Below are 19,961 nucleotides of genomic sequence, written 5' to 3'. Positions count from 1 at the left end.
AATAAAAGTCTACCGACTCATAAATGTTGAAAATGATTTAGACGGGCGTAGAGTAGATTAAAATTCTTAGCTCTAGTGATTTTATACAAACAAATACAAAGGAATTCTGATGAGCATTTCTAATGACAAAATACTAAATTCAGTAAATCTAGAATTGTTAAAGTTTATATCCCTATTTCAAGATAACTCATTTCGCTATTTATTCGAGTCTGATGTGCAATGCGAACTCTTATCACGATTACGACAAGCAATACCCGGCACACTAAAAATACCTGGACTTGGCAAACCACTTCAAGAATATAATATCTCAATAGTAAACAGTGAATACTTAAATAGAATTGATATAGCATGCTTAGATATTGATAAAGCCGCCTATCACGAAATGCGGAATCATAAAGGATTTGACATGCATCTATATGATATCCCGGTTTATGCAGGTATAGAGATAAAATTTAGAAAGATAGGTGATATCTTCAGATTAGATTCATGTTTACGGGATCTGGAAAAGTTGCAGAAACTCAATATACCCAACCCAATTATTCTTGGTTTTATTCAGCTTGAATCGGATGTAGAGGCGTTTTTTTCACATTCTCCTGCCAATATCTGTTACACCCAGGTCGATAAGGACACTCCATTAAGCACAGTCAATATCATAAGCCCTAAACGCAGGTGGGCTGTTAATGCGATCTAAACAGGCAATACAGACAAGAGACAAACCGCTGATGTGCTTGGATCACCAGTTTGGTGGAAGCCAGGTATAAGTTGATTATCTTTCACCACAAAAGCTTTGATTTATTATTGCTCTCAACAGAAAATAGCATCTGATACTTTTAGTCATAGCAAAGAAGGAACGTCACAGAGATGATGAGCAAATGGGCAGTACGTTTTTTACAGATGGCAGAACTCGTCGCCTCTTGGAGTAAAGATCCCTCCACCCAGGTTGGCGCGGTGATCACCGAGAATAATCGCATCGTTTCTTTAGGGTTTAACGGTTACCCTCACGGCATTTCAGACAGTGCCGAAACCGATGATCGCGAGATGAAACTGCTTAAAACCCTGCACGCCGAAGAGAACGCCATTCTCCATGCCAAGCGCGATCTCAGCAGCTGCGAGATCTGGGTCACCCACTTCCCCTGCCCTAACTGCGCCGCGAAAATCATCCAAACCGGACTGCGCGCCGTACACAGCCCACAACCCAGCGACGACTTCCTCTCCCGCTGGGGCGACAAGATTAAGGTCAGTGAGGATATGTTTGCCCAGGCTGGCGTGAGAGTCGATTGGATGCAGGTGGAGTAGCAAGTATCTCTACTAAATTTAGGCATTTCCACTCATTGGGTGGATAGACACGCCATAAAGCCTTCGACTTTGAATACCATCAATCCCACTCTCGATGAGATGATTGGAATAGCAACGGCAATCTAATCATATTTTGATTTGATTAAAAACCATATTCAACTCATAATATGATTTGAATATGGACTATTTCAAATCTGGGGAGTTTCATGTGGATCTGGCAACATACTGATTGGCCGACATTTCAGTGGGACAAAAACGTCATCGACCCCTTGATAAGAAAGACGCGTCTCAATCAGGGCGTTTTGCTTGGTAAGATGACCAGTCAGGCTCAGGAGCAAAAAGAAACTACGCTCGATACCTTATTAGCAAACATAATCCATTCGAGTGCCATTGAAGGCGAAAAGCTGAATGCTTTCTCAGTGCGCTCCTCTTTGGCAACCAAGCTGGGATTGACAGAAAAGCAGCCTTTCCCCACAACAGTGCAAACCGATGGCCTCGCGGAAATAATGCTTGATGCGGTTAATAACCTTGATGTGCCGTTAACCCTTGAAAGAATCCTGCACTGGCACGACCGATTATTTCCAGCCGATTATACCCTATTTAATCCAGTCGTTGGTGGTAGGTTACGGGGCGATACACCAATGCAGGTTGTTTCTGGTCGAATCGATAAGCCTGTCGTTCACTTTGAGGCTCCAGGACGCAATATACTCGATAACGAACTTGCGCAATTTATCGATTGGTTCAACAGCACTAAAGAGGACAGCTCACTCGATCCATTACTACGAGCGGCAATCACTCACTTATGGTTTGTAACCTTGCACCCTCTGGACGATGGTAATGGCCGTATCACTCGTTTACTCACGGATTTAGCTCTGGCACAGGCTGAGCAACAATCGGTACGCTTCTATGCTATGTCTGTAGGCATAATGGCAAACCGAAAAAGCTATTATGAAATCCTTGAGCAAACTCAAAAAGGCGATCTTGATATCACGCCTTGGTTAAGCTGGTTTTTTAATACCTTGAATGAAACCTTTGATGGCGTGCTGCAAGAGATTGAACGTACTGTATTTAAGACCCATTTTTGGCGCACAGTAGATAACACCCAATTAGCGAAAGAACAGGTAAAAGTGCTCAATCAAATGCTTGATGGTGATTTTGCCGATGGCATAAATACCTCCCAATATCACAAAGCCGCTAAGGTCAGTAAGCCGACAGCAACGCGTCATTTGGCCGCCTTAGTAGAAAAGCGCTGCTTAGTTAAATCCGGTGCAGGCCGCAGCACGCGATATTTGTTACTGAAGTAAAATATTCGGTTTATTGCCTAGCGACGACTTCCTCTCCCGCTGGGGCGACAAGATTAAGGTCAGTGAGGATATGTTTGCCCAGGCTGGCGTGAGAGTCGATTGGATGCAGGTGGAGTAGCAAGTATCTCTACTAAATTTAGGCATTTCCACTCATTGGGTGGATAGACACGCCATAAAGCCTTCGACTTTGAATACCATCAATCCCACTCTCGATGAGATGATTGGAATAGCAACGGCAATCTAATCATATTTTGATTTGATTAAAAACCATATTCAACTCATAATATGATTTGAATATGGACTATTTCAAATCTGGGGAGTTTCATGTGGATCTGGCAACATACTGATTGGCCGACATTTCAGTGGGACAAAAACGTCATCGAACCCCTGATAAGAAAGACCCGTCTCAATCAGGGCGTTTTGCTTGGTAAGATGACCAGTCAGGCTCAGGATCAAAAAGAGACTACGCTCGATACCTTATTAGCAAACATAGTCCATTCGAGTGCCATTGAAGGCGAAAAGCTGAATGCTTTCTCAGTGCGCTCCTCTTTGGCAACCAAGCTGGGATTGACAGAAAAGCAGCCTTTCCCCACAACAGAACAAACCGATGGCCTCGCAGAGATCATGCTTGATGCGGTTAATAACCTTGATGTGCCGTTAACCCTTGAAAGAATCCTGCACTGGCACGACCGCTTATTTCCAGCCGGTTATACCCTATTTAATCCAGTTGGTGGTAGGTTACGGGGCGATACACCTATGCAGGTTGTTTCTGGTCGAATCGATAAGCCTGTCGTTCACTTTGAGGCTCCAGGACGCAATATACTCGATAACGAACTTGCGCAATTTATCGATTGGTTCAACAGCACTAAAGAGGACAGCTCACTCGATCCATTACTACGAGCGGCAATCACTCACTTATGGTTTGTAACCTTGCACCCTCTGGACGATGGTAATGGCCGTATCACTCGTTTACTCACGGATTTAGCTCTGGCACAGGCTGAGCAACAATCGGTACGCTTCTATGCTATGTCTGTAGGCATAATGGCAAACCGAAAAAGCTATTATGAAATCCTTGAGCAAACTCAAAAAGGCGATCTTGATATCACACCTTGGTTAAGCTGGTTTTTTAATACCTTGAATGAAACCTTTGATGGCGTGCTGCAAGAGATTGAACGGACTGTATTTAAAACCCATTTTTGGCGCAGAGTAGATAACACCCAATTAGCGAAAGAACAAGTAAAAGTGCTCAATCGAATGCTTGATGGCGATTTTGCCGATGGCATAAATACCTCCCAATATCACAAAGCCGCCCAGGTCAGTAAACCGACAGCAACGCGTCATTTGGCCGCCTTAGTAGAAAAGCGCTGCTTAGTTAAATCCGGTGCAGGCCGCAGCACGCGATATTTGTTACTGAAGTAAAAATATTCGGTTTATTGCCCAGCGACGACTTCCTCTCCCGCTGGGGCGACAAGATTAAGGTCAGTGAGGATATGTTTGCCTAGGCAGGACGCCAATGGAAGCATTAACTGATGGGAAAAGAATTTAGCTCAGATCTAATCTGCCGAAGACACCAGAAAACTGGGTAACTGTCAGATCAGGTCTGAGCTAGTACAGTTGAACGTTGGGCTCGTAAGCTCCAAACAGTTAAAAAAAGCGAACCATCTCTGGTTCGCTTTTTATTTTACTGACCTCAAAATCCAACTATCGGTTGCAAACTTTATTTGAGTTGCAAACTTTATTCCGGTAGTTGCATTCTTTATTCGAGCTCGACACTAAGCAGCAATTATTTGTAATCATCAATCGGTGCACAAGAACACATCAAATTCCTGTCCCCATACACATCATCGATACGGTTCACCGTTGGCCAGAACTTGTTGGCTTTCACGGCTGCGCTCGGGAATACCGCTAATTCGCGGCTGTACGGGCGTGAGTCGAACTCGGGATCCATGATGTCTGCCATAGTGTGCGGCGCGTTGTGTAGCGGGTTGTTGTCCGCTGGCCACTCGCCTGCTTCGACGCGAGCGATTTCGCCACGAATGGAGATCATTGCATCGATAAAACGGTCAAGCTCGAACTTAGACTCAGATTCCGTTGGCTCAATCATCAAGGTGCCCGCAACTGGGAAGCTCATGGTCGGCGCATGGAAACCGTAGTCGTTCAGTCGCTTAGCGATATCCATCTCAGTGACGCCTGAGGCTTCTTTCAGCGGACGCAGGTCGATAATACACTCGTGCGCCACACGGTCATTACGGCCGGTGTACAGCACTGGGTAATGGGCCGACAGCTTCTTCATCATGTAGTTAGCGTTCAGCAGCGCCGTTTGGGTTGAAATACGCAGACCCTGGTAGCCAAGCAGCTTGATGTACATCCAAGTAATAGGCAGTATGCTGGCGCTGCCATAAGGCGCAGCCGATACGGCACCATTGTTGTCTGACTCAAGACCATGTTTCACTACGGCGTGACCCGGCATAAATGGCGCGAGGTGCGCTTTCACACCGATTGGGCCCATACCTGGACCACCGCCACCGTGTGGAATAGCGAAGGTTTTGTGCAGGTTAAGGTGAGACACGTCAGCACCGATAAAGCCTGGTGCAGTCAGACCTACCTGAGCGTTCATGTTGGCGCCGTCAAGGTACACCTGACCACCATGCTGATGGATCACATCGCAAATTTCGCGAACTGTCTCTTCATACACACCGTGAGTCGATGGGTAAGTGATCATGATGCAAGAAAGGTTCTCGGCCACTTCGGCAGCCTTGGCTTTTAGGTCTTCCATGTCGACGTTACCGGCTTTATCACAAGCGGTTACTACGACTTTCATGCCAGCAAGCTGTGCAGAAGCTGGGTTAGTACCGTGAGCAGACTGAGGGATCAAACAGATGTTTCTGTGGCCTTCGCCGCGTGACTCATGGTATTTCTTGATCGCCAGCAGACCAGCGTATTCACCCTGGGCACCTGAGTTAGGCTGCATACAAACGGCATCATAACCTGTGATGTCCACTAACCAGTTTGTTAACTGCTCGACCAGCTCGGCATAACCTTGTGCCTGATCCTGTGGGCAGAATGGGTGCATGTTGCCAAATTCTGGCCAGCTGACAGGCATCATCTCTGTTGCCGCGTTCAGCTTCATGGTGCATGAACCTAAAGAAATCATTGAGTGGTTCAGTGCTAAATCTTTGTTTTCCAGACGCTTGATATAACGCATCATTTCAGTTTCGCTCTGGTAGCGATTGAAAGTGGGGTGCGTCAGGATGGCATCGCTGCGCTCTAATTCTGCTGGAATCGAGGCGCTGCCATTTGCCAGGATGTCGGCGTCGATTGCCGCAACGTCCAGACCATGGCCTTCACCTAAGATCACATCGAACAGCTGAGCGATATCATTACGTGTGGTTGGCTCAGAGATGCTAACACCTAAGATACCGTCGTTATCGATACGCAGGTTAAGCTCATTGGCCAGTGCGCGAGCGATAACCGCATCTTTGTCGGCCACTTTAAATGACAGGGTATCGAACCAGGTATTATTCACCAGCTCAACGCCTTTGGCCTTCAGACCTGTTGCCAGAATATCGGCCAGACGGTGAATGCGTGATGCGATCGTTTTCAGACCTTGTGGGCCGTGGAAGACGGCGTAGAAAGAGGCCATGTTCGCCAGCAGTACCTGAGCGGTACAGATGTTAGAGTTGGCTTTCTCACGGCGGATATGCTGCTCACGAGTCTGCATCGCCATACGCAGTGCGCGGTTACCGCGAGTATCTTGTGATACACCGATAATACGGCCTGGCAGAGAACGCTTGTGCTCGTCACGTGACACGAAAAACGCGGCGTGCGGACCACCAAAGCCCATTGGCACACCAAAGCGCTGGGCGCTACCAAAGACCACATCGGCGCCCATAGCGCCTGGCGACTTAAGCAGCACCAGCGACATGATATCGGCCGCCACGGTCACAACCGCTTTCTTCTCTTTGAGCGCGGCAAACAGCTCAGTGTAGTCGCTGATTTCGCCGTGACGGTTACCGTATTGGAACATGGCACCGAACAGCTCGTAGTTAACGGCCTCAATTGCTGGGCCAACCACGATTTCAAAACCGAAACACTCGGCGCGGGTTTGCACCACGTCGATAGTCTGCGGCAGTACGTCGTCGGCGATAAAGAAGATGTTGGCTTTCTTGGCTTTTGATACACGCTTAGCCAGCGCCATAGCTTCGGCGGCAGCTGTGGCTTCATCGAGTAGTGATGCCGAAGCGAGATCCAGACCCGTTAAGTCCATAGAGACTTGCTGGAAGTTTAAGATAGCTTCGAGGCGCCCCTGAGCGATCTCTGGCTGATATGGAGTATAAGCCGTGTACCAACCCGGATTTTCAAACACATTACGCTGGATAACACTCGGCACTAAGGTGCCGTGGTAACCCATACCGATATAGCTTTTGAATACCTTGTTTTTGTCTGCAATTGAGCGAAGCGCGGCGATACCTTCGGCTTCACCACACGCAGGGCTTACTGCTAAGTCGCGGCCTAAACGAATCGACTCAGGAACGATCTGTTGTGTCAAATCTTCTAAGGATTCGGCACCAACGAAGTTCAGCATTTCTTGCTGCTCTGCGCTGTCCGGGCCTACATGGCGACGGATAAAGAGGTCGTGCTGCTCTAACTGAGTGAGAGTTTCTTTGGTCATGATAACCTACTTCCATATTTGCCAGTGCTCCCTAATAGGGCACCAGTTTTTGTTTTAATATTATAGGGCTATAACAACAAAGCCCCATGTCTGATTGGCACGGGGCTTTGTTTATCTCGACGCTTATTCTTCGTCGATAACGGCTTGATAGCCATCGGCATCAAGCAGGCTGCCAATTTCTGATTCGTCAGATGGCATAATACGGAAGAACCAGCCATCGCCGTATGCATCGCTGTTTACTAGCTCTGGTGAATCTTCTAATGATTCGTTAACGGCAATCACTTCACCTGAAAGTGGTGCGTAGATGTCAGAGGCTGCTTTTACTGATTCAGCAACGGCGCAGTCATCACCGGCGCTCACTGTGTCACCCACTTCTGGTAACTCAACAAACACCATGTCACCTAACAGCTCTTGGGCGTGCTCACTGATACCAACAGTGTATGAACCGTCAGACTCTTTACGAACCCACTCATGAGAAGATGCATACTTAAGTTCAGCTGGAATATTGCTCATTATTTTTGTTCCTTAATCCCGTAATACTTAATTTTGACTAGTTAACTTAGGGTTACTCAAATCGTTAGAAAGCCTGTTTACCATTGCGTACAAAGCTAGGCGCGATCACTTTAACAGGGACACGCTTCTTACGCATCTCGACTTCTACGATATCGGCAACAGAATTTGGCACGCGTGCCATTGCAATAGAATAGCCTAAGGTTGGCGAGAATGTGCCACTGGTAATAGTGCCTTGCTGCTCAACACCATCGGCATCGGTAAAGAAGACCGCCATACCATGACGTAACACGCCTTTCTCTTCCATCACTAAGCCCACCAGCTTCTCGGCGCCAGCGGCTTTAATCGCAGTTAATGCTTCACGACCGATAAAGTCACGGTCTTGTGGTTCCCAGGCGATGGTCCAGCCCATATTGGCCGCCAGCGGATTAATGCTTTCGTCCATATCCAGACCATAGAGGTTCATGCCAGCTTCTAAACGCAGGGTGTCGCGGGCACCTAAGCCACATGGCTTAACGCCGTTATCGAGCAGGGCTTGCCACAGGGCTTCGGCTTCGGCTTCCGGTACGATAATTTCGTAACCCGCTTCGCCGGTATAGCCTGTGGTGGCAATAAACAGAGAACCTGACTGCACGCCAAAGAAAGGCTTCATGCCTTCGACAGCGGCATTTTGCTCGGCGCTAAATACCGCAGCGGCTTTCGCCTTGGCATTCGGGCCTTGAACGGCGATCATCGCCAGTTCTGGACGTTCGGTTACTGTGACATCAAAACCTTTAACTTGCTCGGCAATCCAGGCTAAGTCTTTTTCGCGGGTGGCCGAGTTAACCACCACACGGTAATGGGTGTCTTCGAGATAATAAGTGATTAAGTCGTCAATCACGCCAGCTTCATGGTTAAGCATGCCGCCATAAAGCGCTTTGCCAGGTACAGTCAGTTTGGCAACGTCGTTGGCCAATAATTTGCGTAGGAAGTCACAAGCCTGGGCACCAGTTACATCGACCACTGTCATGTGAGAGACGTCAAACATACCTGCGTCTTGACGTACGGCGTGATGTTCTTCGATTTGAGAGCCGTAGTTTAGCGGCATGTCCCAACCGTGGAAGTCGACCATCTTGGCGTTTGATTCCAAGTGCTTGTTAAAAAGTACAGTTTTATTAGCCATATTCTCTCTTCTTTTCACCCTTTTAGCAGGGCTTGTTTAATGGCAATCACATCGCTTTCGAAAACCGCAACCTTGACTTGGTGTTACGGCACTTTCCACTATCAAGCTGTAAGGTCGCTTAATAGCCTTTCCAAGGCTTATTAACCTGGGCAACATGGTTGCCAAACGTGAATTTTGCATCGGCTTCATCTGCATTAGGAAACGTTATCCTGGCTGCATCACCTCGACCGGTGCGGCGACTGTCTTAGTCTAAACATGCTGAGTTTCAGCATGATCTCTGGTATCAAAATGCGGCGAAATTATACCTCGCGTCACAATTTTGTATACATTTGAATTTTCTAATCCGAACAGCCTTGCATTAGTTTTTTTAATGCAAAAGCCCGCTATGTTTCCACAGGGGTATAAGCCCGTCCCTAGCTGTAAAGTCAAACACTTGTATTTAATGGAAAAATAAAAGATTTCAACTTTTCAGTTTCTGTTATAAACAGAGTTTGGGTAACCCTTTCTTGTTGCCCATCGCCTGTTGCATAAACAGTGTTTTCATAGGAGAAAAATTATCAACCAGATTTAACCCAAGATCCCCCAAGGCTTTTTTAACCGGATTACTGCCATTGAAGAAACGCTTAAAGCCTTCCATGACGGCGATCATCTCCAAGGCATCCGATTTACGCCAGCGCTCAAGCGCTCGCAGATTCGCATAATCACCTAAATCTGCGCCCTTTGTTTTGAGCTCAGTCAATGTTTCGATGATCGCTGCCGCATCGAGAAAACCGAGATTTACCCCCTGTCCCGCCAGCGGATGTATGGTGTGCGCCGCATCGCCAGCCAGGACTAACCTGTGGCGGGCAAAATGGCGGGCATAGCGCATTCGCAGGGGAAAGCTTTGCCGCTCGCCCCGCAGCTTACACATGCCCAGCTTGCCATCGAATGCCGCAGTCAGGGCGCGTTCAAATGCCTGAGGCGAACTCGCAAGCAGCTGCTGTGCCTGCTGAGGCGGCAGTGACCAGACGATAGAGCAGAGCTTATCTTCAAACAGTGGCAAGAAGGCGAGCGGGCCGGATTGCAAAAACACCTGCCGGGCGGTGTCATTATGGGGCAATTCTGTCTCTATGCTTGCCACTATGGCGTGATGGCCATAATCCCAGAAGGTCAACGGGATCTTGCACTGCTCACGCACCCAGGAGTTGGCACCGTCTGCGCCTATCACCAGCGCCGCCGACAGATTGTCGCCATTATCTAAGGTCAGCCAGGCTTCACGCTCGCCAAAAGCAATCTTGGCCAGTCTATGGTTCTGCAGATGAGTTAAGGTTTCACACTCGGCCGCGCGGCAGGCAAGCGCATGGCTGATATTGTCATTTTCTATGATGCTGCCCAGGCTCTGCTCGCTGATACTACTGGCATCGAACTCGATTTTGCCCAGGCCATCTTTGTTCCACACCGCCATCTTCTGATAAGGCCCTATGCGAATTTCATCGATATTGCCCCAGGCGCCCAGATGGGTCAGCAAGCGCTGGCTCGCCTTATTGAGGGCACTCACCCTTAATCTGGCTTCGCCGCAAACCGCTTGAGTTTCACCGGCATCGATAACCACCACACGTAGATCTTCCATCGCCAGTCCGATAGCGGTTGCGAGTCCGACCATTCCGCCGCCCACTATGGCGACATCATAGGTTTGCGTGCTGAACATCTATTTCATCCTTTTTGCTTACGCAAAATTTACCCTTTCCACCCCATTGCGATACGGGCAATGGGCGTTTTTAATGGCGGACACCAGGAGAGCAGGCGCAAACCTAAGTTACGTCCCGCCACCAGCGGCCAATGTTGATTCGAAAAACCGCGCACCAGACACTCGACATTATTGATGGTCGACTCTCTGTCTGCCTGACGCTTAGCAAGGTAAGCATGGGTCAGCTTGGCGCCGCCAAGATCCTCATCATTCTGCAGCGCATTATCTATCGCCTCGATAAGATCCACCAGATCCCTAAGCCCCAGGTTAAAACCCTGACCCGCTATAGGGTGCAGGGTCTGCGCCGCATTGCCGATAAAGACGGTGCGCTGAAAAATCGGCCTTGGCATGTATGAGAGCATCAGCGGGTAACTGTAGCGCTGCCCAACGCCGATAAAGCGCCCGGCCCTGTGGCCAAAGGCTTGCTGCAAGCTGTGTAAAAATTCGGACTCGGGAAGCTCGAGCAGTTGCTCGGCCTGCTCAGGGGATACGGCCCACACCAAAGATAATCTGTGCTGACCATCCTGCTTGCCCATAGGCAGCAAGGCCAAAGGGCCTGTCTGAGTAAATCGCTCATAAGCCCAGGCTTGATGAGACTTGTCAGTTGCGATATTGGCGACTATCGCACGCTGCTGAAAGTCGACTTGCTCAAGGGGAAGATTGACGGCGCGGCGCACCACAGAGTTAAGACCATCGGCGGCGACCACCAGCTTGGCGCGGATCTTTCGTCCATCGTCGAGCTGCAGGAGGTTGTTGCCCACACCCGGCTGCATGCTGGCTAATTTGGCCGGACAATATAGCTGGGCATCGCTCTTATCCAACTGGGAAAACAGCGCCGCCCCCACCTTTTCCAGCTCGACCACCTGACCCAAGTAAGGCAGGTGAAAGTCGGCGGCATTGAGGGTTGTCATGCCGAAATGGCCGCGATCCGACACATGGATATTCTCAATGGGCGTGCCCAGATGGGCCAGTTTGGGCCAGAGCCCAAGGCGGGTCAGTTGAAAAATCGAACCATGAGCGATGGCGATGGAGCGGGCATCGAAGCCTTGGTGTAAGTCAGGCTGCTGATCTGGTCGACTCGCTTCGATAAGGGCGACCTTTAACGGGCGATTTTGAGTAGATAACTGCTGCAGACCTAAGGTCAGCGTCGCCCCTGTCATGGCACCGCCGACGATTGCGATATCGACATCGGCAATACTCAGGTCTGCAACATCGAGATCGGCAACATCGAGGTCGGCAACATCGAGGTCGGCAACATCGAGATCGGTAAGATCTTTATCCTTTTGGGTTTGAGGTGAATCCGGTTGGGTCATTCACTGTCCCTTAAGCGTAATTGGCTTTTGCTGAGGCTGGTCTATAGCTGGTCAATATTAGTTAGTGCAACGTCGAGTCCTGATCTTTGATCCCAGGCTCTCGCACAAACTCGGCATAACAGAGCAGCGCCGACATACGGGTAAACTCCAGCAGTTCGATATAGGCCGCCTCGGACTCAGGATCGTCGACAACATCGAACTCGACCTGAGTGATCTCCGCCAGATCGTTAATCACCTCTTTGATATCTTTCGAAGCGCGATTTAGCTTGGGCTGCACCATGGCAATGCCAGTGAGGAAACTTTGTACCCACAGCGACAGCGCCTCGACCCGGCTACTTAAGGGTTCCTCCTCTTCGGGAGCCATAGGGGTAAAACCAAAATCGGCGTCGGTAATGCGAGCCAGGGTATCCTGATATAACTCTTCGAGCAGCTGCGTCAGCGATGGCGGCGGCAGTTGACCATCGTTAATCAGATCCAGTAAGGCCTTAAACCACTGACTTTTATCACGACCCACACCACCACAAATCAGTCCCACCAAAGAGCCGTGAACCTCAACTGGATGCTGGGCAATTTCGGCTCCTGCAAGCTCAGCCAATAAACTATCAATACTTAAGGAAGGGGGCGTTGCCATATCTGTTTCCACTCTTACTTTTATCTGCGCACATGCTAGCAGAACTGGCCTATTCGACCAAGATGAAATACTTATAACCCTAAGAATAACAAATGAATGTCATTATTAGCGGCCAATTTTTCCCCCGAATGCAGCAGAAAATCGCTATTATTGGTTATCTAAACAACATTTAATCTAACAAAGTATTATTAGCGAGCGGGTCTTATTGCACTTTCAGATACAGACCGATATAGTCCGCTCAATAACAGGATAAAAGGAACTACATCGCAATGAGTAGCCATGCTATAGAGATTAGCTTATTGGGCCGCACCTACTCTATCGCTTGTCCGGTAGGTCAAGAAGATGCCCTGCGTCATGTAGCCGCGAAGCTGGAAAAACAGCTGAGCACACTTCGTGCCCGTACCAATAACTTGAGTCGGGAAGAGATTGCCATCATGGCCGCATTAAATATCAGCCATGAACTTTTAGAAGAACAGCTGAAAAATCAAGATTATATTAAGCAGATGGATGAAAGAATTGGTCTACTGCAGTCGACTTTAGAGAACGCACTGGTTGAGCGTGTAGATAAAGAAGATTAAACTAGGCTCTATGTCAGTATTGAGGTGATTTCACTTCAATTGACGAATTTTATGTGGTATTCGTCGAGCCCTATCAACGGATACCCGCACAATTTTGCTCCCTGTGGTGTGCGTGGATCGGTTATGTCCCTGTGCCGATATTTACAAACTCAGGGTGAATGTTTTAATGACATTGCGCAAGCTCGGCTTGAACCGAGAAGCCTTAGGATTTAATCATTTACCCGCCTTGAACCTACGGTTCAAGGGCTACACCGAAAACGGCACCTTGGGGAGCATCTCAACTTTTACTGCAGCTTTACGACAGCAATATACCTGAACAAATATCCGCCTCGAAACATCTATGGGTTCAAGGGCCTCAACGAAACCGCACCTTGGGGAGCATCTCAACTTTTACTGCAGCTTTACGACAGCAATATCCCTGAACAAATATCCGCCTCGAAACATCTATGGGCTCAAGGGCTACACCGAAAACGGCACCTTGGGGAGCATCTCAACTTTTACTGCAGCTTTACGACAGCAATATACCTGAACAAATATCCGCCTCGAAACATCTATGGGCTCAAGGGCTACACCGAAAACGGCACCTTGGGGAGCATCTCAATCTTTAAAAGTAAGCTGTAAGCTGTAAGCCTTAAGCTGTAAGCGCTAAGCTAGTTCCTCGCTCCCCGAACCTCGTTTCCCATTCCTCGCCCCACGTTCCCCGCACCCTAGATTTGAATCCTGGCTAAAGCTAGACTAGGAACTTATTCCCCTATCTGCCTAAATGAACGCCAAAACTATGAATTCAGCCGCCCACAGTTCTGCCCGTCACAAACAAATTCAAAGCGAACGCCAACAGCTGCGCCAGCAGATACGTCAGGCGCGCAGGCAATTGAGTGCGCGGGAACAAAGGGAGTTTGCCGAACTCGCCTGTCAGCGGGCCCTAGAACTGATTTCCAGACAAAAAGTAAAGCGGCTCGCCCTCTATTTGACCAATGATGGCGAGCTCGATACCCAGCCCTTAATCGAGGCGCTGTGGCAGCGAGAGATTGAGGTCTACCTACCTAGGCTACATCCTTTTAGCCCTGGCAATCTTATCTTTCTGCGCTATCAAGAGGACACGCAGTTACAGACCAATTCATTAAAAATCAGAGAGCCAAAACTGGATATCAAGCAGATGATCTTGCCCCATCAATTAGACTTAGTGATCACTCCCCTAGTGGCGTTTGATAGCTCAGGTCAGCGCATGGGCATGGGCGGCGGATTTTATGACAGAACCTTAGCCAACTGGCAGCAATCGGGTAAGCCTCTGCCCATAGGGTACGCTCACGACTGCCAGAAGGTGAGTCAATTAAAGAGTGAATATTGGGATGTGCCGCTGCCTATGATTATCACCCCCTCTGAGCTCGTTAGTCCTCTCAATCAGCCAGTCAGTAAAAAACTAAGTTAGGATCGGGTGAAATAAAATAGCCTTTATATACAGATAGCTAACTGCAAGCAGTACAAAGGGCTCATTTATCTGTGCTAAGCTTGCAACTGGCTTTCATTTCATCTTTAAAGGTACTGCCATGAAACTTCTCACATCAGTGGGCACCCTGTTACTCCTGCTGGCTGTTGGCGCCTGCTCAAATACAGATAAACCCATAGGCGACACGAGTCAAAACGCCTTGGACTGGCCCGGCATCTATCAGGGAAAACTTCCCTGCAGTAACTGTGATGTTATCGCCGTTACCTTAGAACTGGCGCAGGACAATAGCTACAGCTTTACCCAGCAGCACATAGGAATAGACAGAAAACCAGAAGTGGTCACAGGACAGTTTACCTGGCTGAAAAACGGCAGTCAGATAAAGCTCGATACTAAGGTGTGGCCTACTCAATTGCAGGTCGGCGAGAATCAGCTGTTTATTCTCGATGAACAGGGCAAAAGATACACAGGCCCCCGCTCGGTAAGATACATACTGCTCAAACAGCAGTAAATCATCTATCCAAGTCAATCCTAAAGACTCAGCCTGACTCTCTGCCTAAAAGAGTGTCAGGCTGATACTCTGTCAGACTGATATCATTATCATCAATCAGCCTTACACTTGCCAATCTATGATGGCTTCACCCCGTTGTTGCAGTAATGCATTGATTTTCGAGAAATGACCGCAGCCAAAGAAACCGCGATAAGCCGAGAGCGGCGAGGGATGGGGTCCTGTGATCTCCTGATGCTGAGGTGCGGTAACTAGCTTGCCTTTCTTTATGGCATGGCCGCCCCAGAGCACGAAGATGATAGGCTCTTGCTGCTGATTAAGCAGGCTTAAACTCCTATCGGTAAAGGTTTCCCAGCCCGACTTAGCATGGGAGTGGGCCTTACCCTGCTCGACCGTTAAAATGGTATTGAGCATCAAGACTCCCTGCTCGGCCCATTTTGCCAGATAGCCATGCTCGGGAGGAGTAAATCCGGCAATGTCGGTCGCCAGCTCTTTGTAGATATTAACTAAGGATGGCGGGGGTTTTATGCCCGGCTGCACAGAAAAACACAGACCGTGGGCCTGCCCCTCGCCATGGTAAGGGTCCTGACCAATCAGCACCACGCGCACTTTTTCCAGCGGCGTGAGCTTAAAGGCGGTAAACACATCCGATGCGGCGGGATAGATGGCCTTACCGGCGGCGCGCTCATTTTCAACAAAGGTTTGTAAGTTTTGAAAATATTCCTGTTTTTCCTGCTGCGCAATAAACTCATCCCAGCTTGCAATCTCACTCATGCCCTTACCTTCTCTACTTACATTTTGGATAAACCAGGCCATTATCCCTTGAGTCATGAGGAAAATCGAGCCAAGCCACAGGCATCAATTCCCGATTGAGATCCCAGAACCTTAAATTGATGATTCACACTTGACTAATTTACGTTAATATCGCTCTCAAATACCCACACAATCGTGAGACTAAAGATGTCAGAACAGCAAAAAGAGACCACTATATTCGAACTCGCCGATCAATTTATCGCCTTAGCCAACGAGCTGGCCGCTCAGGAGCAGGATGTGGGTAAAGTCGGCACGGCACTGCGCTTTGCTGCGGCGCGTTTTAACGCCTTCGAAGCCTCGCTTAAAACCGCAGATCTGGCCACAGAGAAGCAGGCTGCCCTGGAGTGGTTCACTAACGAATATCAAGATATGCTCAACGATAACTTAGACGATCATATCGACAACCCACCACAAGCCGCTGAAAATGAGGCCGCTGAAAATGAGCCAGCACAGGATGAAGCCGTGCAGGTTTACAAGGGCTAAATAGAACCCCCTAGGTCTATGGCTCGCAAGCGCTGCCAAAAATAAGCAGAAAAGCGCCCTCTGATGAGGGCGTTTTCATGTCGGTTAGACGCTCTTTAAGCGGCTTGTTCGCTACTCGATTCGCTGTGGCGGATCAGGTAATCGAAGGCACCTAAGGATGCTGTGGCGCCACTGCCCATGGCGATGATGATCTGCTTATAGGCAGAGTTGGTCACATCACCGGCGGCAAATACGCCAGGCAAGGAGGTTTCCCCTTTACCATCGACTATGATCTCGCCGCGATTCGTCAACTCTAACGTGCCCTTTAACCACTCGGCATTGGGCATCAAACCTATCTGTACGAAGATCCCCGCCAGCTCGATGTGATGACTCTCGCCTGTGGCGCGATCTGTGTAGTTTAAACCGTTCACACGTTTGCCATCGCCTGTGACCTCTGTGGTCATCGCCTGGGTGATGATCTTGATATTGCCCATGGAAGCCGCCTTGCGCTGTAATACCTCATCGGCGCGCAGCTTGCTGTCAAACTCAAGCACAGTCACATGCTCGACGATACCAGCAAGGTCAATTGCCGCTTCGATACCCGAGTTACCGCCACCTATCACAGCCACTTTCTTGCCCTTAAACAGCGGGCCATCACAGTGTGGACAGTAAGCGACCCCTTTGCCGCGATACTCTTTCTCGCCGGACACGTTCATCTCGCGCCAGCGGGCACCGGTTGCCAGCAGCACAGTTTTACTGCGTAAAATGGCGCCACTTTCCAGCTCCAGCTCAAACAGCTCGCCAGACTTAAGGCTAAAGGCGCGCTGATTATCCATGATATCCACATCATAATCGTGAACATGAGCCTCAAGGTTAGCCACCAGCTTTGGCCCTTCGGTCGCCTTAACCGAGATAAAGTTTTCGATACCCACGGTTTCGGCAACCTGACCACCAAACTTGTCGGCCACTATGCCGGTACGTAAACCTTTACGGGCGGCATAAATGGCGGCTGAGGCACCCGCTGGGCCACCACCAACGACTAACACGTCGAAGGCCTCTTTCTGATTAAGCTGCTCAGCCTTACGGGAAGCGGCGTTCACATCCAGCTTGTTTAAAATCTCGACCACACTGATGCCGCCAACGGAGAACTGCTCGCCGTTGAGGAATACTGTCGGCACCGCCATGATGTTGCGCTGATCCACCTCTTCCTGGAACAGGGCACCGTCGATCATAACGTTAGTGATATTTGGGTTAATGGCCGCCATCATGTTTAATGCCTGCACCACTTCTGGACAGGTCTGGCAGCTTAAAGACACATAGGTCTCAAAATGATACTCGCCAGGCAGATCGCGAATCTGTGCAATCAGATCTGCATCCAGCTTGAGCGGATGACCACCTGTGTGCAGCAGCGCCAATACCAGGGAGGTAAACTCGTGTCCCATTGGCAGGCCAGCAAAACTGATCTGCGTGGCACTCTCTTTATTGGTCACTGTCATGGACGGGGTACGTTTACCCTCTGATTCGGTCAATGACACTAAATTTGATAGTCCGGCAATATCATTCGCCAAAGACTTAAGTTCTTGCGCTTTAGGACTGTTATCTGCCGATACGACAAGTTCAACTGGGCGCTTGAGGTTCTGCAGATAAGTAGTCAGCTGATTTTTTACATTGGCATCTAACATGAAAACTCCTAAGTAACGCTTATGTATAGATATGAAAAGCCAGCTCAACCTTGCAGGGGGAGACTGAGCTGGCCGGAGAAAATGCTGCCTGGCGTCAAACCAGGCTGAATAAGGGAGATGAGACCTTATTCACTGTCTGGCCCTGAGGCCAGTTGGATAAGGGTGATGAAGCCTTATCCAATGGGGTTAGTCGCTGTAACTTAGATCTTACCAACCAGATCTAAAGAAGGAGCCAGTGTTGCTTCACCAGGCTGCCATGCAGCAGGGCAAACTTCACCGTCGTGAGTCGCAACATATTGAGCTGCCTGGATTTTGCGAACCAACTCAGAAGCGCTACGACCAATACCTAAGTCATGTACTTCAGCAACCTTGATTTGACCTTCTGGGTTGATAACAAAAGTACCGCGCAGTGCCAGACCTTCCTCTTCAATCATCACGCCGAAGTTGCGAGAGATAACACCGGTTGGGTCGCCAATCATTGGGTAGTTGATCTTGCCAATGGTTTCAGAGCTGTCGTGCCATGCTTTGTGAGTAAAGTGAGTGTCGGTAGACACTGAGTACACTTCAACACCCATAGATTGCAGCTTCTCGTAATGATCTGCCATGTCACCCAGTTCAGTTGGACATACGAAAGTGAAGTCGGCTGGGTAGAAGAAAACAACTGACCACTTACCTAGCAAATCCTGCTCTGTTACTGACTGGAAATCACCCTTGTGATAAGCAGTCGCTGAGAAAGGCTTGATTTCGGTGTTGATGATTGACTGTGTCATTTGATGCTCCATTTACATTATTTATAGTGAATTATTGAGGACTTAGCTTTCTGCTAAACCCTGAGTACCTTGTCGATGGAGAGATAATAGCTAGGATTGACGATTAAGGATAACGAAGAAAAACTATCAATATAATCGTTTTTTTTGATGATAAATACACTCTGCATTCAGACCCGAACTGGCCGGGTCTTTTCAGATAATAGAAGTGAGGGCGGGACAGAGGCGCGAGGGTTAATGCCAGAGATCGAAACGGGTCAGGCTGCGGCCTAGCTGAAAATCCAGTTGCTGAGATAATTGCTGGGCATCGGCTTTCAGCCCTGAGGCAGAGATATCCCGAGTAACAGTAGAGGCTATGACCACCCAGTTACCACCGCCGGTAAGGCAGGCGCGAACCTCACTGAAATGGATCTGCAGCAGGGCGAGCAGTTGCCTGTCCTGACTGTGCTCTTTCCAGCAATTTAACACCAGATAGCCTCCCGCCTTGATCATAGCGGCGGCATTAGCGATAAAGGTCTCGGTCAACTGATTTTCATCGACCCCTTCGGCGCCATAGATATCGGCAAAAATCACATCGGCCTTCTTGTGCTCCCGCTCGGTCAGAAATTCGATGGCATCCTGATGCACTAAATTCAGCTTCTTACCTATGGGCAGTTGAAAATAGCGTTTGGCTATCTCTATCACCTGAGCTCTGAGTTCGACGGCCGTGATATTGATGGCGCGATCATAGTGGCGCAGCGCATGCACCAGTCCACCGCCACCGAGTCCAAGTATGATGACGCGCTTAGGCTGGATAAACAGCAACACCAGCAACATGGCCTGGATATAGGTGTGCTGGGGAATATGGGGCGCACTCTTTAATAGCTTGCTCTGCTCATCATTGTCGCCAAAACTGAGCAGGCGTACCTGACTGTCCTCAAGCACAAACAGCGGACCATACTCATCTTCACTCTGATACAAGGTTTGAAAATCTGACATCGGCTTTCCAGATTGGTTTTCCAGATTAGTTTTTCACATTGCTTTTCTACATTGCTTTTCTACATTGCTTTTCTACATTGCTTTTCTACATTGCTTTTCTACAGCGAGAGGGCAT

18 protein-coding genes, 1 other RNA gene and 1 pseudogene are annotated in these 19,961 nt (G+C 48.9%); 10 read left to right on the top strand and 10 right to left on the bottom strand.

Translation table 11 applies throughout. The annotated features are described in order from the left end of the window. The first annotated feature begins 109 nt into the window (after positions 1-109). The 5 genes and pseudogenes from LZP69_RS09390 to LZP69_RS09370 all read left to right on the top strand — a co-directional run bounded on the left by LZP69_RS09390 (position 110) and on the right by LZP69_RS09370 (position 4,019). Positions 110-691 (top strand): hypothetical protein, encoded by a 582-nt coding sequence (locus tag LZP69_RS09390; protein WP_234200089.1) that lies wholly within the window; start codon positions 110-112, stop codon positions 689-691. Between the two features lie 170 nt (positions 692-861). Then, positions 862-1,296, top strand: a complete 435-nt coding sequence (locus LZP69_RS09385; RefSeq protein WP_234200087.1) for a dCMP deaminase family protein — start codon at positions 862-864, stop codon at positions 1,294-1,296. Between the two features lie 206 nt (positions 1,297-1,502). After that, positions 1,503-2,600: a Fic family protein gene (locus LZP69_RS09380; RefSeq protein WP_234200085.1), complete on the top strand. Its 1,098-nt coding sequence runs from the start codon at positions 1,503-1,505 to the stop codon at positions 2,598-2,600. Positions 2,601-2,616: 16 nt separating this feature from the next. Next, positions 2,617-2,718: pseudogene (locus tag LZP69_RS09375) on the top strand (dCMP deaminase family protein); the annotation flags it as partial. Between the two features lie 206 nt (positions 2,719-2,924). Beyond that, positions 2,925-4,019, top strand: coding sequence for a Fic family protein (locus LZP69_RS09370; protein WP_234200083.1), 1,095 nt, complete (start codon positions 2,925-2,927; stop codon positions 4,017-4,019). Positions 4,020-4,383: 364 nt separating this feature from the next. Here the strand turns inward: LZP69_RS09370 and gcvP are convergent, their stop codons facing one another. The 6 genes from gcvP to LZP69_RS09340 form a co-directional block, all read right to left on the bottom strand. Beyond that, positions 4,384-7,272, bottom strand: coding sequence for an aminomethyl-transferring glycine dehydrogenase (gene gcvP / locus LZP69_RS09365; RefSeq protein ID WP_234200081.1), 2,889 nt, complete (start codon positions 7,270-7,272; stop codon positions 4,384-4,386). A 123-nt stretch (positions 7,273-7,395) separates the two neighbouring features. Continuing rightward, complete coding sequence (gcvH, locus tag LZP69_RS09360; protein ID WP_234200080.1) at positions 7,396-7,785, bottom strand: glycine cleavage system protein GcvH; 390 nt, start codon at positions 7,783-7,785, stop codon at positions 7,396-7,398. 64 nt (positions 7,786-7,849) lie between these two features. Further along, a complete protein-coding gene (gene gcvT / locus LZP69_RS09355) occupies positions 7,850-8,944 on the bottom strand; it encodes a glycine cleavage system aminomethyltransferase GcvT (RefSeq protein WP_234200079.1) in 1,095 nt (364 codons plus the stop codon). Positions 8,945-9,422: 478 nt separating this feature from the next. Beyond that, on the bottom strand, positions 9,423-10,631 hold the full coding sequence (locus tag LZP69_RS09350; RefSeq protein WP_234200078.1) for an FAD-dependent monooxygenase: 1,209 nt from the start codon (positions 10,629-10,631) through the stop codon (positions 9,423-9,425). A 29-nt stretch (positions 10,632-10,660) separates the two neighbouring features. Beyond that, positions 10,661-11,983 (bottom strand): 2-octaprenyl-6-methoxyphenyl hydroxylase, encoded by a 1,323-nt coding sequence (gene ubiH / locus LZP69_RS09345; RefSeq protein ID WP_267962060.1) that lies wholly within the window; start codon positions 11,981-11,983, stop codon positions 10,661-10,663. 61 nt (positions 11,984-12,044) lie between these two features. Continuing rightward, positions 12,045-12,614 (bottom strand): UPF0149 family protein, encoded by a 570-nt coding sequence (locus LZP69_RS09340; protein ID WP_234200077.1) that lies wholly within the window; start codon positions 12,612-12,614, stop codon positions 12,045-12,047. A gap of 269 nt (positions 12,615-12,883) precedes the next feature. Here LZP69_RS09340 and LZP69_RS09335 point away from each other — a divergent pair, with 269 nt between their 5' ends. The 4 genes from LZP69_RS09335 to LZP69_RS09320 all read left to right on the top strand — a co-directional run bounded on the left by LZP69_RS09335 (position 12,884) and on the right by LZP69_RS09320 (position 15,147). Then, positions 12,884-13,192, top strand: coding sequence for a cell division protein ZapA (locus tag LZP69_RS09335; protein WP_234200076.1), 309 nt, complete (start codon positions 12,884-12,886; stop codon positions 13,190-13,192). A gap of 95 nt (positions 13,193-13,287) precedes the next feature. Next, positions 13,288-13,468, top strand: a non-coding RNA gene (ssrS, locus tag LZP69_RS09330) — 6S RNA. 502 nt (positions 13,469-13,970) lie between these two features. Beyond that, positions 13,971-14,621 (top strand): 5-formyltetrahydrofolate cyclo-ligase, encoded by a 651-nt coding sequence (locus LZP69_RS09325; RefSeq protein WP_234200075.1) that lies wholly within the window; start codon positions 13,971-13,973, stop codon positions 14,619-14,621. Between the two features lie 118 nt (positions 14,622-14,739). Further along, the gene (locus LZP69_RS09320) at positions 14,740-15,147 is read left to right on the top strand and encodes a copper resistance protein NlpE (protein ID WP_234200074.1); all 408 of its coding nucleotides are present in this window, start codon (positions 14,740-14,742) and stop codon (positions 15,145-15,147) included. 102 nt (positions 15,148-15,249) lie between these two features. On the opposite strand, the gene ung is transcribed toward LZP69_RS09320, so the two are convergent. After that, positions 15,250-15,918 carry a uracil-DNA glycosylase gene (gene ung / locus LZP69_RS09315; RefSeq protein ID WP_234200072.1) on the bottom strand — a complete coding sequence of 223 codons (669 nt, stop codon included), beginning with the start codon at positions 15,916-15,918 and terminating at the stop codon, positions 15,250-15,252. Between the two features lie 186 nt (positions 15,919-16,104). Here ung and LZP69_RS09310 point away from each other — a divergent pair, with 186 nt between their 5' ends. Then, entirely contained in the window at positions 16,105-16,440 is a 336-nt protein-coding gene (locus tag LZP69_RS09310) for a DUF3144 domain-containing protein (protein ID WP_234200070.1), read from the top strand. 95 nt (positions 16,441-16,535) lie between these two features. Here LZP69_RS09310 and ahpF read toward each other — a convergent pair whose 3' ends face one another. From ahpF to LZP69_RS09295, 3 genes are all read right to left on the bottom strand, one after another. Beyond that, positions 16,536-18,101, bottom strand: coding sequence for an alkyl hydroperoxide reductase subunit F (ahpF, locus tag LZP69_RS09305; protein ID WP_234200068.1), 1,566 nt, complete (start codon positions 18,099-18,101; stop codon positions 16,536-16,538). 200 nt (positions 18,102-18,301) lie between these two features. Then, complete coding sequence (ahpC, locus tag LZP69_RS09300; protein WP_234200066.1) at positions 18,302-18,871, bottom strand: alkyl hydroperoxide reductase subunit C; 570 nt, start codon at positions 18,869-18,871, stop codon at positions 18,302-18,304. A gap of 231 nt (positions 18,872-19,102) precedes the next feature. Then, positions 19,103-19,846, bottom strand: a complete 744-nt coding sequence (locus tag LZP69_RS09295) for a spermidine synthase (RefSeq protein ID WP_234200065.1) — start codon at positions 19,844-19,846, stop codon at positions 19,103-19,105. Between the last annotated feature and the right edge of the window lie 115 nt (positions 19,847-19,961).

The sequence above is a fragment of the Shewanella sp. AS1 genome, from assembly GCF_021412565.1.
Lineage (GTDB): Bacteria > Pseudomonadota > Gammaproteobacteria > Enterobacterales > Shewanellaceae > Shewanella.
Note: the sequence above shows the minus strand (reverse complement) of the source record. Positions and strands in the feature narration are given on the sequence as shown.

Excerpts from the sequence above, each read along its gene's own strand:
- gcvH (WP_234200080.1), bottom strand. The coding sequence starts at position 7,785 with ATGAGCAATATTCCAGCTGAACTTAAGTATGCATCTTCTCATGAGTGG.
- LZP69_RS09380 (WP_234200085.1), top strand. The coding sequence starts at position 1,503 with ATGTGGATCTGGCAACATACTGATTGGCCGACATTTCAGTGGGACAAA.
- LZP69_RS09295 (WP_234200065.1), bottom strand. The coding sequence starts at position 19,846 with ATGTCAGATTTTCAAACCTTGTATCAGAGTGAAGATGAGTATGGTCCG.
- LZP69_RS09385 (WP_234200087.1), top strand. The coding sequence starts at position 862 with ATGATGAGCAAATGGGCAGTACGTTTTTTACAGATGGCAGAACTCGTC.
- LZP69_RS09340 (WP_234200077.1), bottom strand. The coding sequence starts at position 12,614 with ATGGCAACGCCCCCTTCCTTAAGTATTGATAGTTTATTGGCTGAGCTT.
- LZP69_RS09350 (WP_234200078.1), bottom strand. The coding sequence starts at position 10,631 with ATGTTCAGCACGCAAACCTATGATGTCGCCATAGTGGGCGGCGGAATG.
- ahpC (WP_234200066.1), bottom strand. The coding sequence starts at position 18,871 with ATGACACAGTCAATCATCAACACCGAAATCAAGCCTTTCTCAGCGACT.
- LZP69_RS09390 (WP_234200089.1), top strand. The coding sequence starts at position 110 with ATGAGCATTTCTAATGACAAAATACTAAATTCAGTAAATCTAGAATTG.
- LZP69_RS09335 (WP_234200076.1), top strand. The coding sequence starts at position 12,884 with ATGAGTAGCCATGCTATAGAGATTAGCTTATTGGGCCGCACCTACTCT.
- ubiH (WP_267962060.1), bottom strand. The coding sequence starts at position 11,983 with ATGACCCAACCGGATTCACCTCAAACCCAAAAGGATAAAGATCTTACC.
- LZP69_RS09310 (WP_234200070.1), top strand. The coding sequence starts at position 16,105 with ATGTCAGAACAGCAAAAAGAGACCACTATATTCGAACTCGCCGATCAA.
- LZP69_RS09370 (WP_234200083.1), top strand. The coding sequence starts at position 2,925 with ATGTGGATCTGGCAACATACTGATTGGCCGACATTTCAGTGGGACAAA.
- gcvP (WP_234200081.1), bottom strand. The coding sequence starts at position 7,272 with ATGACCAAAGAAACTCTCACTCAGTTAGAGCAGCACGACCTCTTTATC.
- ahpF (WP_234200068.1), bottom strand. The coding sequence starts at position 18,101 with ATGTTAGATGCCAATGTAAAAAATCAGCTGACTACTTATCTGCAGAAC.
- LZP69_RS09325 (WP_234200075.1), top strand. The coding sequence starts at position 13,971 with ATGAATTCAGCCGCCCACAGTTCTGCCCGTCACAAACAAATTCAAAGC.
- LZP69_RS09320 (WP_234200074.1), top strand. The coding sequence starts at position 14,740 with ATGAAACTTCTCACATCAGTGGGCACCCTGTTACTCCTGCTGGCTGTT.
- ung (WP_234200072.1), bottom strand. The coding sequence starts at position 15,918 with ATGAGTGAGATTGCAAGCTGGGATGAGTTTATTGCGCAGCAGGAAAAA.
- gcvT (WP_234200079.1), bottom strand. The coding sequence starts at position 8,944 with ATGGCTAATAAAACTGTACTTTTTAACAAGCACTTGGAATCAAACGCC.